We start from the raw sequence: 13,834 nt of genomic DNA, 5'->3' as shown, positions 1-13,834 counted from the left end.
GACATTGCAGGATCAGCAAGGCTCCTTGTCAAACCCGGCGGCCGCCCCGGACCAGGACCGCGCCGCCCGCCGCCGGGCCGACGAGCTCCTCCAGAACGTCCTCCATGGTGACGAAGCCGATGACGGTGCCCTTGCCGCCGGTGACGGCGGCCAGGTGCGTGCCAGCGGCGCGCATCGCGGTCATCGTGTCGTCGAGCGGCGTGTCGATCTCGACCCGGATCACCGGGTGCAGCGCGCCGCGCGGGAACGGCCGGGTGCGCTCGACGACGCCGAGAGCGTCCTTGATGTGCAGGTAGCCCAGTACCTCGTTGCCCGGACCGGTGACCGGCAGCCGGGAGAATCCCCAGGTCGCCGCTGCCCGCTCCAACTGCTGCGGGGTGGTGGTGTGGTCGACCGTGACAATCCTGTTGAGCGGCACCATCACCTCACCCACCGGCCGGCTGCCCAGCTCCAGGGCGTCGCGCAGGCGCTCGCCGTCGGCCGGCGCCAGCAGGCCGGCCTCACTGGAGTCCTTGACGAGGCGAGCGAGCTCGTCGTCGGTGAAGACGGACGCCACCTCGTTCCTCGGCTCGACTCCGAGCATCCGCAGCAGGAGATTGGCGAACGCGTTGATGCCGAAGACGACCGGCCGCAGGGCTCGGGTCACGGCCACCAGCGCCGGAGCCAGCGCCAGGGCGGTGGGCGCCGGAGCGGCGAGCGCGATGTTCTTCGGAACCATCTCGCCGATGAGCATGTGCAGATACGTCGCCAGGGTCAGCGCGATCACGAACGCGATCGGGTGGATCAGCCCCTCCGGCACACCGACGGCCCGGAACGGCGGTTCCAGCAGGTGGGCGACAGCCGGTTCGGCGACCGCACCCAGCACCAGCGAGGAGATGGTGATGCCGAGCTGGGCGGTGGCCATCACGGCGGAGAGGTGCTCAAGGCCCCACAGGGTGCTCCTGGCGCGGCGGCTGCCCTTGACGGCCTGCGGTTCGATCTGACTGCGCCGTACGGAGATGAGAGCGAACTCCGCGCCGACGAAGAACGCGTTGGTGAGGAGAGTGAGCGCGCCGATGGCGAGCTGGAGGGCGGTCATCGGGCTTCCTCCGCGATCTTCGCCGCCGAAGCGGGGGCGGGCACGGACACGGACACGGACACGGACGCGGGTGCGGTGATCCGGACCCGGTCCGCCCGGTGGTGCTCCACATCCAGGACGGCGATCTTCCAGTCACCGACGTCGAGCCGGTCGGCGGGCGCCGGAATGCGCTCCAGGCGCGTCGCGATGAGACCCGCCAGCGTCTCGTACGGGCCGTCCGGCGCGCTGAAGCCGATGTCCTGGAGCTGGTCCAGGCGTACGCTGCCGTCCGCCTCCCACACCGCGTGGCCCTCCGCCGACGGGTCACCGGCCTGAAGGCCGGGGCGCTCGTGCGGATCGTGTTCGTCGCGTACCTCGCCGACCACTTCCTCGACGATGTCCTCGACGGTGGCGACCCCCGCGGTACCGCCGTACTCGTCGATCACGATGGCCATGGTGCGGCTGCCGCGCAGTTGCTGGAGCATCCGGTCCACGGGCAGCGAATCGGGTACGAGCAGCGGCTCGGTGGCCAGATCCGTGACCGGGGTCCGGTTCCTCTTCGACTCGTCCAGGGCGAGTACGTCGCGGATGTGGACGGTGCCGATCACCTCGTCGAGGGTCTCGCGGTAGACGGGGAAGCGGGACAGGCCGGTGGCCAGCGTGAGGTTGGCGGCGTCGGCCGCGGTGGCGCGGGCCTCGAGGGCCTGGACGTCCACGCGCGGCGTCATGACGTTCTCGGCGGTCAGCTCACCGAGATGCAGGGTACGGACGAACAGTTCGGCGGAGTCCTGCTCGATCGCACCCTCGCGCGCCGAGTGCTGCGCCAGCGCGACGAGTTCCTGCGGCGTACGGGCGGAGGCCAGTTCCTCGGCGGGCTCCAGGCCGAAGCGGCGCACCATGCGGTTCGCCGTGTTGTTGAGGTGGCGGATCAGGGGGGCGAAGGCGGCGGTGAAGGCGCGCTGCGGGCCGGCCACGACCCTGGCGACGGCCAGCGGGCTGGAGATCGCCCAGTTCTTCGGGACGAGCTCGCCGACCACCATCAGCACCACGGTGGACACGGCGACACCGAGCAGCGTCGCGACGGTGGACACGGCCCCGGCGGGCAGCCCCGCGGCTTCCAGGGGGCCGCGCAGCAGCACGGCCAGCGAGGGCTCCGCGAGCATACCGATGACCAGCGAGGTCACGGTGATGCCGAGCTGGGCGCCCGAGAGCTGGAAGGTGAGGCGCTTGGCGGCCTTCAGGGCGCTCGCCGCGCCCCGTTCACCGGCCTGCGCGGCCCGCTCCAGTTCGCCCCGCTCGACCGTGGTCAGCGAGAACTCGGCGGCGACGAACAACGCGCACGCCAGAGTGAGCGCGAGAGCCAGGAGCAGAAGGAGTACTTCGGTCACCGTGCCACCTCCGCCCGACCGTTCGACGGGGCGGAAATGGCACGGCTCGTACTGGGAGGCTCACCCATTGCGGGACTGCAGCTCCTTCTTGGTCCGGGTGTTCTGGGTTCTGGGCAGGGCGGAAACCCTGTCCCCCAATAGTAAAGGGGGTGCAAAAGCGGTGTCGGGTGACGGTGATCACAACCGGTCGGAGCGCGGCGGGACGGACACGGCGCGGCCCCCGGAGTCTTCGCCCCGGGGGACCGCGCCGTGCCTGCGCGGAGAATCCGCTACCGCACGACCACCTCCGCGATCTGCGGCGTACCCCCGCCCTCGTTCCAGAACAGACGTACGGCAGATACCGCCTCGCCGCCCACGGTGAACTTCCCGTAGCCGCCGTCGAGCTCGCCGACCGTGCGCCAGTCGCCATCGGCCGCGCGTACCTGCACGGCGGCCTGCGCGGAGCCGCCCTTCGGCCGGAGGACGGTCACGGACGGCACCTCCCGCGCGCCGCCCAGATCCACCTGGAGCGCTTCGCCGGCCTCGGGTGCGCGCGCCGCTCGGTACACGCTGGTCACGTCTCCGTCGGCCGCGGCGCGCAGGCTGCTGCCGGCCGCCGCGGGCGGTCCGCCGGTCACGGAGGCGTCCTTCGTCTCGACACCGAACTCCCTGACGACGAGCCAGTTCGTCTGGCCCGCCGTGGCCCGCGCCCGCACGTACCGGGCCTTGGTTCCCGCGGGAGCCGTCGCCGTCACCACGGCCTTGCCGGAGAACGCCGTGAGCTGTTCCCAGGAAGCGCCGTCCGACGAGTACTCCAGCACTCCTTGGCGCATGTAGTCGTTCACGCTGCCCGGCTTGCCCATGGCGAGCGAGATTCCGCCGATCTCGCGTTCCTTGCGCAGGTCGACCGTCACCTGGTCACCGGCGGCGGTGGCGCGGCTGCTCCAGAAGAACGTGCTGTCCTCGCCGTCGAGCATCCGCGCGATCACGTTGCCCTGGTACGTCGGGAGGTTGGTGAGGCCCTTGACGGTGCCGGTGACGCCGAGCAGCCGGTCGTGCTCGGCGGCCGCGTCCTCGGTGAACCTGTCGAGCACGCCCTCCCCCACGACGACCGGGATCTTGCGCCCGTCCAGGTCGGTGTACGTGAAGGACCTCGCCGCTGCGACGAGCCCGGGCAGCCGCTGCCGCTGCTCCCATGCCCCGGCGCCGTCCCCGGCACGGGCGAGCTTCACCAGACGCAGCGCCGCGCGCGTCGCGACGCCCCAGGCCTCGGCGGCGTCGAGCCACGGCTCGCTGTCGTCGATGAACTCCTGCTCGGCCAGACGCTCGCGCAGTACGTCCGGTGACTTCTGCAGGCCGTCCAGCGCACGGTCGAGCGCGGCCACGCCCCCCGATTCCCAGAACCGCGCGACGTCGGCGGCGAGGGCGGGTGCCTGCTGGGCGTTGATGCGGGAGCTGTAGTTGACGTCGGAGAAGATCCGAAGCGCCTTCTCGGTCTTCGCGTCGCCGCCGGCGTACTCGGAGATCGCCGTCTGCCACGAGGTGCGCGGATCGTAGGCCGCGTCGTTCCACACGTAGTCTGCGACCGTCATCAGCGGGATCTTCGAGGCGTACGACTGGTTCATCGGGTTGGCGGTGATGCCGGAGCCGAGCTCCGCGGGCATCCCCTTCTGCCGTCCGTTGTACGGGCCGAGCAGCAGCCGGTTGGTGACGTAGTCGTTCACCGGATAGTTGTCCCAGAGCAGGATCGGGTGCGCGAAGACGTCCCGCGCGGCCTTCGCCTGGGCCACCGTTATCACCGGCGCGATGACGCCGACGCCGGTCCACTCGACCACCACGTCCTCGTCGAGCTGCTCGGCGAGCGCCTTCTTGTACGGGGACGGGGTGACGTTGTAGTACTCCGTCGGCACCATCTGGAGCGGCGCCGCGCCGGGGTGCGTGGCGATGAAGTCCCGGTTGACCCGGTTGAGCAGGTACGCCTGGGCGGCGCCGGCGGCGGCCGCGCCCGTCCCCCATTTGTCCTGGTCGGCCTGGCAGTTCCACCGGGTGTAACTGATGTCGTCGAGCGGTACGGCGTAGGTGCGGATGCCCAGCTCCCAGACCGTCTTGAACTTGTCGGTGAGCGCCTTGATGTCGGCCTCGGAGCTGTAACAGACGCTCAGGCCGGGCGACAGCGCGTAGGTGAACTCCACGTGCCGGGCGCGGGCCCGGTCGACGAGCTCCTGCATCTTCGCGAGCTGGGCGGCGGGGTACGGCTCCCGCCACCTCTCGCGCAGGTACGGGTCGTCCTTGGGCGAGTAGACGTAGATGTTCATCTTGTGCTCGCCGTAGAAGTCGAGCTGGTCGAGCCGGGCGGCGTGGGTCCACGGGATGCCGTAGAACCCTTCGATGACGCCTCGGACGGTCGTACTGGGCCAGTCGCGGACCTCGGCCCCCGCGACCTTCGCGCCGGGGCCCTTCCGCTCGGGCAGCAGCCGGCGCAGCGACTGGGCGGCGTAGTACGTCCCTGCCGTGTCCTTGCCGGAGAGCGCGATACGGCGCTCACCGATACCCAGGACGTACCCCTCGGGAGGGAGCTCGCCGGGGCCTTCGATACCGAGGGCCATGAGCGCCCCGGCGGTCTGCGCAGTCTCCCCCGGGCCGCCGACGTAGACGGTCAGCCGGCCCCGGACCGGGCTTTCGCCGCGTACGACCTGGTTCGCACCGGCGTCCAGGAGCGCCTGCTGGGTCGCTTGCAGGGCGGCGGAGTCGGCCTTGGCGCCGGCGACGAGCGTCACCGTCGGGGTGATGGTGGCGCGGTCGTCGCGCGGTCGCAGGTCCTGCGGTGTCGGGGTGATGACAGGGGCGGATCTCCGGCCGTTGCCGCCCGGGGGGTCGGCAGCCGCGCCGACAGCCGGGACACCGAGCACAAGGGCGAGAGCGGAAGCGCAGGCGAGCATGGCGAGCGGGCGCAGGCGGAGCGTCACACGTCCTCCAGGGGTCCCGGCGAAAACCGTGGGCAATCGCGCATCACAACGCCACAGAATCCTCCAGGGGCCTGACAGGCTGTCAATGGCGCGCACGTCTAATCAAGACGATTCCGCGCGGTGCCGACGCCCAGTCAACTTTCGGCCGGATAGCCGTACCCAGGACGCACTCCCGTCCGCCATTCGGCGGGGGGAGACATACAAAGAGGAAGCCTGGGAAGTCGGAGGAAACGGAGCGATCAGGAGAGAGGCGGGAACATGACGACAACGCCGGTGCGGACTTCGGACGTTCCGCGGACGCGGGTCGCGACGAGCTCGGGGCCCGGAACATTCCCCGGCGCGGGCGAGCTGCCGTGGATCGAGGACGCGGGGAAGGTGGCCCCGAAGGACGCCCGGAGTCTGTCCAAGGCGTTCTTCGACCAGCTGCACGTCCTCGAAGAGGGCACTCCCGAGCACCAGTACGCCCGTAACACCCTGATCGAGATGAACCTCTCGCTGGTGCGGTTCGCCGCCGGGCGCTTCCGCAATCGCGGCGGCGGCGAGATGGAGGACATCGTCCAGGTCGGCACCATCGGGCTGATCAAGGCCATCGACCGGTTCGACCTGTCCCGCGAGGTGGAGTTCGCCACCTTCGCCGTCCCCTACATCGTCGGGGAGATCAAGCGGTTCTTCCGTGACACGACCTGGGCCGTCCACGTCCCCCGGCGGCTCCAGGAACTCCGGGTCGAGCTCGCCAGGACCAGGGAGCAGCTCGCGGCCGGACTGGACCGGGACCCGACGGTCAGGGAACTCGCCGCGCACCTGAAGCTCAGTGAGGACGAGATCGTGGAAGGTCTCGTGGCGTCCAACGGCTACACCGCCGGTTCCCTGGACATGCCCAGCGAGCCCGGCGACGACGGCCGCGCCGGTGCGTCGCGCACCTTCGCCGATGTCCTCGGTGAGGCCGACCCCGCCATGGACACGGTCGAGGACCTGCACGCTCTGGCGCCGCTGCTGGGCGAGCTCGACGACCGGGAGCGCCACATCATCGAGATGCGCTTCGGCCAGGAGATGACACAGTCCCAGATCGGCGCCGAGCTGGGCATCTCGCAGATGCACGTCTCCCGTCTCCTGACCCGGATCCTCACCAAGCTTCGCACCGGCATGCTCTGCGAAACCTGAGTGCCGGGCCCCGCCGGCTCCCCCAACTCGGCCCGGCTCTGCCCGGCTCAGCGGCTGAAGACCTCGAAGGTGACGGCGGGCTTTCCGCCGAAGTTGTCCGCCGCCCGCTGCGCGTTCTGGCTGAGGAACGTGCGGCAGTACGTCTCGGGGTCCTCGTCCGTCAAGGCCTCGATGTAGGCGCGGTGTTCGAGCAGCGACAGCACGGACCGCTCCAGCCCGGGCGTCGCGTCCACGGCATGGGTGGGCGTCGACGAACCCGCCACGGCGACCCAGCGCACACCGTCCCAGGGAGCGAGCCCCTGCTCGGTCAGCTCGGGGAAGATCCACCGGTTCCCGGCGTCGCCCGCCGCGTCCAGGGTGGCGCGTCCGACCGCCCTGTGGTCGGGCGTGTTCCAGGCGACGCCGCCCCAGGTGTCGCGGTGGTTGAGGGTGATGACGAGTTCCGGGCGGTGCTTGCGGATAGCGGCCGCGATGTCCCGACGCAGACCGGTTCCGTACTCGACCACACCGTCCTTGTAGTCCAGGAACTCGACCGCCGTCACGCCCACGATCGCCGCGCTGGCCCGCTGCTCCTGCTCGCGCAGCGGGCCGCACTTGTCCGGCTCCAGGCTGTCGATGCCGGCCTCGCCCCGGGTGGCGAGCAGATACGTCACTTCGCGCCCGCCGTCGGTCCATCCCGCGACGGCTCCGGCGCACCCGTATTCGAGATCGTCCGGATGCGCCACCACGGCGAGGGCGCGCTGCCAGTCGGAGGGCATCGGCTGAAGCTGCCGGGGCTGTAGCGGCGGCTGTGTCGGCTCGGTCGTCATGCGCGCAGAATAAGCGGCGAATCATCCGTTCCGGTTCCACGGCGTGGTGACACCCTGGTGGGTGACTCGTACAGTCGCGGCCCGTGTGCGCGCTGCCCGGGGCCCTTCCACCGTGACGTACGTGATCCGGTTGGAGCGCGGACCGGGGCCTGATGCGGCTGTCCGTCACCGAGGTCGACGCCGACGATCTGGAACAGCCGATGTTCGCCCGCCCGGACGAGCCCGCGCGGAGCGCGGCGGCCCGGCTGCGCGCCGACGGCGCCCGGTGGGCCGTGGTCTTCACCGACGGGGACGAGCTGCACGGCTGGGTGTCCATCGAGGAGCCGGCCGTCGCGGCGGGACGGTCGGCGACCTGGCCCGGCGCAGGGAGGCGTGGGTGCCGGTCGGAGCACCGCTCAAGCAGGCGTTCAGCGAGACGCTGCAGCACGACGCGGGGTGGGTGGCGGTGGTGGACGGCGCGAAGTTCGTCGGCGTACTCACTCCGGCGAAGCTCCACGAGGCGCTGCGCCGCTCGGTCGACGCGGACGCGCGGGGTGTGCCGCGCGGCCAGGTGGACTTCGACTCGGTCGCGGACGCGTAGCGGCCGTCAACGGCGGAGGGGTTCTTGACCGGTGCCGGGCACGCCTCTAGGTTGCGATGGGGGAAAGCGCTTACCAAGGAGCTTCCGTGGCGACCGGTTCCGGATTCGGATTCGAAGGACTGCCCGGCGGGATCGGCGTCTCGCTGCTGCGGGTGTACGACTGGCCCGCCGCCGACGGACTGCGCGGCGGCACACCGCACGTTCATCTCACCTGCTCCGAGGGGTACTTGGTGATGAGCGGCCGGGGCGCGGTGCAGACGCTCACCGCGTCCGGCTTCCGGGAGACGCCGCTGGCCGGGGGGTCGCTGGTGTGGTTCACGCCCGGCACCGTTCACCGGCTGGTCAATGACGGCGGCCTGACCATCGTCGTACTCATGCAGAACCGCGGCCTGCCCGAGGCGGGCGACGCGGTACTCACCCTGCCCCCGCCGCTGCTGGCCGACCCGGCGGCGTACCGGAGCTCGGCGACGCTGCCCGCCGACGGCACCGAGGAAGAACTGGCGCGCGCGGCACGAGTACGCCGCGACCTCGCCCTGGAGGGCTTCGCGGCGCTCCGCGCGGCTGCCGGGGCAGGTGATCCGGGGCCGCTCGCCGCCTTCCACCGCGCGGCGGCGGCCCTGGTCGGCCCGCTGACCGGCGGCTGGCGCGAGCGGTGGCGGGAGGGGGCCGGGGCCGCGTCGGTCGCCACCGGGGACCAGCTCGACCGGCTGGGGGCCGGCGACTGCGCCTACCTCGCGCGGGCGGCCGTACGCGCCGAACCGCCCACGGCGCGGGGCCGGTTCGGGATGTGCGGCAGGCTGGACGTCTACGCAGCCGACTGACACCCCACCGCGCGTCAGCCTTCTGCCGGGATCAGCTGCTTCGACTCCAGGCAGCTCCCGGCGACGTCCTCGGCGAGCCTGCGCCCGCTGTCCACCTGCTCGTTGAGGGACGCCAGATCCTTCGTCGCCGGAACGGCGTTGAGCTTGTCCAGCGCGCGCTCCACCCCGGCAGCACGAGGCCCGCCGTCCCGCGCCACCGACGGGCGGCGATCACGAGGGGGACGGCGACCCGGGCGGCCGAGCACGGCGCGCTGGGAGCAGACGCACGTGGGGGCCGGCAGCACGGTCCCACCGCGACACGGCCACTGACCGTCATCGCCGGTGCGTCCCGCCCTCGGCCAAACAGAGTCCATGTATGAGAACACCGGGCTGTCCGGCGTCACATCTTGACGTGCCTGGTTCAGACCTTTAGGTTCACCCACCATCACACCCGTCCACGACGACGACCAGTGTTCACATACGCAACTCGAAGGGCTCCCCCCAATGCCCCTGCACAGACGCCGCCACGCCCTGATCGCCGTCCCGGCGCTCCTCGCGGCCCTTCTCGTCTCCCTCCTGACCGGCCCCGCCGCCGAGAGGGCCGAAGCGGCCCCGGCCACCTTCACCCACCCCGGTGTGACCGTCTCCCGCGGGCAGCTGGACTTCACCCGCGACAAGGTCAAGGCCGGCGCCCAGCCCTGGAAGGGCGCGTTCGACCAGATGATGGCGAGCAAGTACGCCTCGCTCACCCGCACTCCCAAGCCCCGCGCGGTCGTCGAGTGCGGCTCGTACTCCAACCCCAACAACGGGTGTACCGACGAGCGCGAGGACGCCATAGCGGCGTACACACTCTCCCTCGCCTGGTACATCACCCGGGACAACCGCTACGCCCAGAAGTCGATCGAGATCATGGACGCCTGGTCCGGCGTCATCAAGGACCACACCAACTCCAACGCCCCGCTCCAGACCGGCTGGGCCGGCTCGTCCTGGCCCAAGGCCGCCGAGATCATCCGCTACACCGCCACCGGCTGGCCGCAGGACCGGATCGAGCGATTCAGGACCATGCTGCGCACCGCCTACCTGCCCGAGGTCATCAACGGCTCCCACTCCAACGGCAACTGGGAACTCAGCATGACGGAGGCCGCCATCGGGATCGCCGTGTTCCTGGAGGACCGCACGTCGTACGACAGGGCCGTCACGAAGTTCCGCGGCCGCGTCCCCGCGTACATCTACCTCACCAGCGACGGCGCACTGCCGAAGGCGGCGCCGGGCAGCGGCCTCGACACGCGCGACGAGATCGTCAGGTACTGGCAGGGCCAGACCACGTTCGTCAACGGCCTCACCCAGGAGACCTGCCGCGACTTCACCCACACCGGCTACGGCCTCTCCGCGATCGCGCACATCGCCGAGACCAGCCGCATACAGGGCCAGGACCTCTACCCCGAGGTGGCGGAACGCCTGCGCCACGCCCTCGGGTTCCAGGCGAAGTACGAGCTCGGCGAGGCGCCCCCGAGCTGGCTGTGCGGCGGCACCCTGCACCGCGGCCTCGGCCCTGTCACCGAGGTCGGCTTCAACGCCCTGCACCAGCGCATGGGGTACGCGATGACCAACACCCGGACGCTCACCGAGCGCGGCCGTCCGGCAGGTTCCAACAACCTCTTCGTCGCCTGGGAAACGCTCACCCACGCCTCGAACCCGAGCTGACATCCGGCCACTTTGGCGCGTACGCCGTCTGGACCTCTGCCTCTCCCGGGTCCACTGTGGTGCCTCGTCACCGGGCGGAAGGGGAGAGGCGTGAGGTGCGGACGATTCGCGGTGTTCGCCGCGCTGGCACTGTCCTGGGTGACCGGGTGCTCCGATCCCTCGGACGCCACCACCGCTGCCGCTCCCCCGCCGAGTGTCCCCGGTGCGCAGGCCCCCACGCCTCCGGCGCGGTCCGCTGCGCCGGAGGCACCGTCGACGTCGGAGCCGCCGCGGGAGAAGTCCCGCGTGCTCTACCTCGGGGACTCGCTGGCCATGGAGAGCCGGCGGGTCCTCGCCGACCGGATAGCGGCCGACGGGCGGGCGACCGTACGCAGCGAGCCGTATTCCGGTACGACGTTGTGCGACTACCTGGAGAACACGGCGCGCGACTCTCTCGTACCGCCGCGGCACAAGGCGGCCGCCCTGGTCAGGTCGGAGCGGCCGCAGGTTGTCGTGCTGCAGTTCTGGGGCAACTCCTGGGCGTACACGCCCTGCATGGACTCGATCCCCCAGGGCGGCGGCTCGCGCTATTACACCCGGTACGCGGCCGACGCGAAGGCGCTGGCCGGGCAGATCGCGGCGGCGGCGCGCGAGGCGGGCATCCCCCCGCCCCGGATCGTCTGGGTGCTGCAGGCCCCCGACGCCTTCTCCCCGGACCGGGCCCGACGGGTCAACGGCATCTACCGGGACCGGGCAGCCGCCGGTCCGGACGCGGTGGCGGACGCCGGCCGGGAAGTGAGCCCGGCGGGCGCCCGCTACACCTGGGCGCAGCGGCTGCCCTGCAACGACGCCGAGCGGGCCCGCCCCGGCGACTGCCGGAGCGGACTCGCCTCCCTGCACCGGGACGACGATCACCTGCACTTCTGCCTCGCGCCGACCACGAAGACACCGCGCCCCTGCCCGGTGCGCTCACCGGGCATCGTGCGCTACTGCGAGGCGATCGCCGGGGCGGTCGACGCCGCTCTGCGCGGGCCGGGCGGCTAGGGCTGCATCTCGTACGTCCCGGACAGCGCCTCCACGCGGTCCCAGACCCGGCCCGAGCGGGCTTCGTCGACGACCGGCCGCCGGACCGCGTCCAGCGCCCAGCGCTGCTGCTCGGCGGTTGCGGAGTCCTTGCCGTACAGCTCGACGGCGTGCGCGGAGAAGTCACGTACGAGGACGGAGAACAGCTCGTCCAGCACGTCCTCGTCCAGGCCGGTCAGGCGCGCCTGCTCCAGGATCAACTGGCCGTGCACGACCAGTGCGAACAGCTGGCCCACGGCGAGCAGCAGATCGAGGTCGCGGCTCTGCTCCTTGTCGGGCGCGGCGGTCGCGACGAACTCGCACAGCGCGTCCGCCTGCTCCCGGAAGCGCCCCACGTTCGGCACCGCGGCGTACGCGTCGTAGGCGGTGCGCCAGTCGTGGAAGCGGACGGAGCCCAGGCCGCGCGCCGGTCCCTGGCGGAAGAGGAACTCGTCGTCCGCCGCGTCGAGACGCGTCGGCACGGGCTCGTACCCGGCCGGGTCCAGCAGGTGGTTGCGCATGAACTTGAGGATCAGCGCCAGGTTGACGTGGACCGTCCCCTCCAGCTTCGGCAGCCCCCGGATCTCGACGGCGGCCTGGGCGAAGTAGGTGTCCTTCTCGAAGCCCTTGGCGGCGATGACGTCCCACATCAGGTCGATGACCTTCTCGCCCTCCGTGGTCACCTTCATCTTCGTCATCGGATTGAAGAGGAGGTAGCGGCGGTCGTCAGGACCGGCAGAGCGGAAGTAGTCCACGGCGCGGTCGCTGAACAGCTTCATCCCGACGAGCCGGACGTACGCGTCGGTCAGCTCGCGGCGCACGTGCGGGAAGGCGGTGACGGGGCGGCCGTAGAGGATGCGGTTGTGCGCGTGCGTGACGGCCTCGTACATCGCGTGCTCGCAGATGCCGATAGAGGCGGTGCAGAGGTTGAACTTGCCGACGTTGACCGTGTTGAGGGCGGCGTCGAAGGCGGCGCGGCCGGTGTGCAGTACGTCGTCGGGACCGACCGGGTAGCCGTCGAGACGGAACTCGCTGACGTACTTCGAGGAGTCGACGACGTTCTTCACGAGGTGGTACGCCGGGTGGCGGCTGTCGGCGGCGAAGAAGACGTAACCGTCCGGGCCCTCGACATCGGTGCGGCGGCCGAAGACGGAGACGAGCCCGGCGGCGTTGCCGTTGCCGATGTAGTACTTCGAGCCGGTGGCGCGGAAGCCGCCGGCACCGTCACCGTCCGGCTCCAGCAGCATGTCGGTGGAGTAGATGTCGGCGCCGTGGGACTTCTCCGACAGGCCGAACGCGAACACCTCGCCCTGGGTGAGGAGTTCGGCCGCGCGGTCGCGGGCGGCGGCGTTGTCGCTCTGCCAGACCGGGCCGAGTCCGAGCACGGTGACCTGCCAGGCGTACCAGTAGTCGAGCCCGTAGAAGCCGAAGATCTCGTTGAGGGCGGCGATCCGGGCGGTGTCCCAGCGCTTGTCCGGCTGCCCCTCGGCGGCGGAGGCGGGGGTGAGGAAGGTGGCGAACAGCCCTTCCTTGGCGGAGAACGCGAGGAAGTCCGCGAGCCAGGCCCGGGAGCGGTAGTCCTCGATCAGCCTGCGCTTGCCGCGGTCCTCGAACCAGTCGACGGTGGCGCGCAGCAGCCTGCGGGTCTCGGAGTCGAAGTGCACCGGGTCGTAGCTGCGCGGGTTGAACAGCAGCGGGTCGGCCATGGGTGTTCGCCTTTCCGGCTTGAGGGGTCGTGAGGGTGTGGTGGGTTCGGGACTGCTCGCCGGCGCCGCCTCAGCGGTCGGCGGCGAGCCGGTGGAGGGTGGCGAGTACGTCGTCGAGCCAGGCGAGCATCATCCGCTCGTACGCGATACCGCCGCGCAGGACGGCATGCTGGAGTTCCCGCCCCGGGTCGGGGGCCCCGGGCGCCCCGGAACCGGCGAAATCACGCCGCTCCCCCGCCAGGTAGTGCGCGAGCCGGTCGGTGTGTGCCCGGTAGTGCCGCTCGACCTCGCCGATGAGCGCGGCCGGGTCGTCGAAGGCCGCGCCGCGGATCTTCACGGCCAGGTCGTGGCGGACGCTCTCGGGTTCGATCGGCTCGTGCAGCCACCCGGAGAGCGCGGCCCGGCCGACGGCGGCGACGGAGTACTCCTTCTTGTCCGGCCGTGCCTGCTGCGGCACTTCCCGGACGTCGATCCAGCCGTCGCTCTCCATCCGCTTGAGGACGCGGTAGATCTGCTGGTGGGTGGCGTTCCAGAAGTACCCGATGGACCGCTCGAACCGCCGGGCCAGCTCGTAGCCGGAGCCCGGCTTCTCCAGCAGGGAGACGAGAATCGCGTGTTCGAGCGCCATGCCCCGATCCTTCTA

Annotated in this window: 11 protein-coding genes and 1 pseudogene; 5 read left to right on the top strand and 7 right to left on the bottom strand. The window is 71.1% G+C overall.

What is annotated here, in order from left to right; all coding sequences use genetic code 11:
* Positions 1 to 28 precede the first annotated feature (28 nt).
* From ACWIHY_RS29065 to ACWIHY_RS29055, 3 genes are all read right to left on the bottom strand, one after another.
* Positions 29 to 1,078: a hemolysin family protein gene (locus ACWIHY_RS29065; RefSeq protein ID WP_454378796.1), complete on the bottom strand. Its 1,050-nt coding sequence runs from the start codon at positions 1,076 to 1,078 to the stop codon at positions 29 to 31.
* A complete protein-coding gene (locus tag ACWIHY_RS29060; RefSeq protein ID WP_454378794.1) occupies positions 1,075 to 2,445 on the bottom strand; it encodes a hemolysin family protein in 1,371 nt (456 codons plus the stop codon). Before ACWIHY_RS29060 ends, ACWIHY_RS29065 begins: the two co-directional genes overlap by 4 nt.
* Positions 2,446 to 2,714: 269 nt before the next feature.
* Entirely contained in the window at positions 2,715 to 5,363 is a 2,649-nt protein-coding gene (locus tag ACWIHY_RS29055) for a beta-N-acetylglucosaminidase domain-containing protein (RefSeq protein WP_454378846.1), read from the bottom strand.
* A gap of 285 nt (positions 5,364 to 5,648) precedes the next feature.
* Between ACWIHY_RS29055 and ACWIHY_RS29050 the strand changes: the two genes are divergently transcribed.
* Entirely contained in the window at positions 5,649 to 6,551 is a 903-nt protein-coding gene (locus ACWIHY_RS29050) for an RNA polymerase sigma factor SigF (protein WP_454378793.1), read from the top strand.
* A gap of 47 nt (positions 6,552 to 6,598) precedes the next feature.
* Here the strand turns inward: ACWIHY_RS29050 and ACWIHY_RS29045 are convergent, their stop codons facing one another.
* A complete protein-coding gene (locus ACWIHY_RS29045; protein ID WP_454378791.1) occupies positions 6,599 to 7,360 on the bottom strand; it encodes a PIG-L deacetylase family protein in 762 nt (253 codons plus the stop codon).
* Between the two features lie 137 nt (positions 7,361 to 7,497).
* On the opposite strand from ACWIHY_RS29045, the pseudogene ACWIHY_RS29040 reads away from it, so the two are divergent.
* Positions 7,498 to 7,940 (top strand): annotated as a pseudogene (locus tag ACWIHY_RS29040) (CBS domain-containing protein); the annotation flags it as partial.
* 56 nt (positions 7,941 to 7,996) lie between these two features.
* Positions 7,997 to 8,761: a cupin domain-containing protein gene (locus tag ACWIHY_RS29035; protein WP_454378790.1), complete on the top strand. Its 765-nt coding sequence runs from the start codon at positions 7,997 to 7,999 to the stop codon at positions 8,759 to 8,761.
* 14 nt (positions 8,762 to 8,775) lie between these two features.
* Here ACWIHY_RS29035 and ACWIHY_RS29030 read toward each other — a convergent pair whose 3' ends face one another.
* Entirely contained in the window at positions 8,776 to 8,925 is a 150-nt protein-coding gene (locus ACWIHY_RS29030; RefSeq protein ID WP_454378788.1) for a hypothetical protein, read from the bottom strand.
* 319 nt (positions 8,926 to 9,244) lie between these two features.
* Here ACWIHY_RS29030 and ACWIHY_RS29025 point away from each other — a divergent pair, with 319 nt between their 5' ends.
* Together ACWIHY_RS29025 and ACWIHY_RS29020 are read left to right on the top strand one after the other, a co-directional pair.
* Positions 9,245 to 10,444, top strand: a complete 1,200-nt coding sequence (locus ACWIHY_RS29025) for an alginate lyase family protein (RefSeq protein ID WP_454378787.1) — start codon at positions 9,245 to 9,247, stop codon at positions 10,442 to 10,444.
* Positions 10,445 to 10,534: 90 nt separating this feature from the next.
* Positions 10,535 to 11,467 carry an SGNH/GDSL hydrolase family protein gene (locus tag ACWIHY_RS29020; protein WP_454378786.1) on the top strand — a complete coding sequence of 311 codons (933 nt, stop codon included), beginning with the start codon at positions 10,535 to 10,537 and terminating at the stop codon, positions 11,465 to 11,467.
* Here ACWIHY_RS29020 and ACWIHY_RS29015 read toward each other — a convergent pair.
* Complete coding sequence (locus tag ACWIHY_RS29015; RefSeq protein WP_454378784.1) at positions 11,464 to 13,191, bottom strand: acyl-CoA dehydrogenase family protein; 1,728 nt, start codon at positions 13,189 to 13,191, stop codon at positions 11,464 to 11,466. The genes ACWIHY_RS29020 and ACWIHY_RS29015 overlap by 4 nt on opposite strands.
* A gap of 70 nt (positions 13,192 to 13,261) precedes the next feature.
* A complete protein-coding gene (locus ACWIHY_RS29010; protein WP_454378783.1) occupies positions 13,262 to 13,819 on the bottom strand; it encodes a PadR family transcriptional regulator in 558 nt (185 codons plus the stop codon).
* Positions 13,820 to 13,834 lie beyond the last annotated feature (15 nt).

The sequence above is a fragment of the Streptomyces sp. NPDC055287 genome (genome assembly GCF_053646035.1).
Note: the sequence above shows the minus strand (reverse complement) of the source record. Positions and strands in the feature narration are given on the sequence as shown.

Coding starts and splice junctions, on each gene's coding strand:
- ACWIHY_RS29065 (WP_454378796.1), bottom strand. CDS start 1,078: ATGACCGCCCTCCAGCTCGCCATCGGCGCGCTCACTCTCCTCACCAAC.
- ACWIHY_RS29055 (WP_454378846.1), bottom strand. CDS start 5,363: ATGCTCGCCTGCGCTTCCGCTCTCGCCCTTGTGCTCGGTGTCCCGGCT.
- ACWIHY_RS29050 (WP_454378793.1), top strand. CDS start 5,649: ATGACGACAACGCCGGTGCGGACTTCGGACGTTCCGCGGACGCGGGTC.
- ACWIHY_RS29045 (WP_454378791.1), bottom strand. CDS start 7,360: ATGACGACCGAGCCGACACAGCCGCCGCTACAGCCCCGGCAGCTTCAG.
- ACWIHY_RS29035 (WP_454378790.1), top strand. CDS start 7,997: ATGGGGGAAAGCGCTTACCAAGGAGCTTCCGTGGCGACCGGTTCCGGA.
- ACWIHY_RS29025 (WP_454378787.1), top strand. CDS start 9,245: ATGCCCCTGCACAGACGCCGCCACGCCCTGATCGCCGTCCCGGCGCTC.
- ACWIHY_RS29015 (WP_454378784.1), bottom strand. CDS start 13,191: ATGGCCGACCCGCTGCTGTTCAACCCGCGCAGCTACGACCCGGTGCAC.
- ACWIHY_RS29010 (WP_454378783.1), bottom strand. CDS start 13,819: ATGGCGCTCGAACACGCGATTCTCGTCTCCCTGCTGGAGAAGCCGGGC.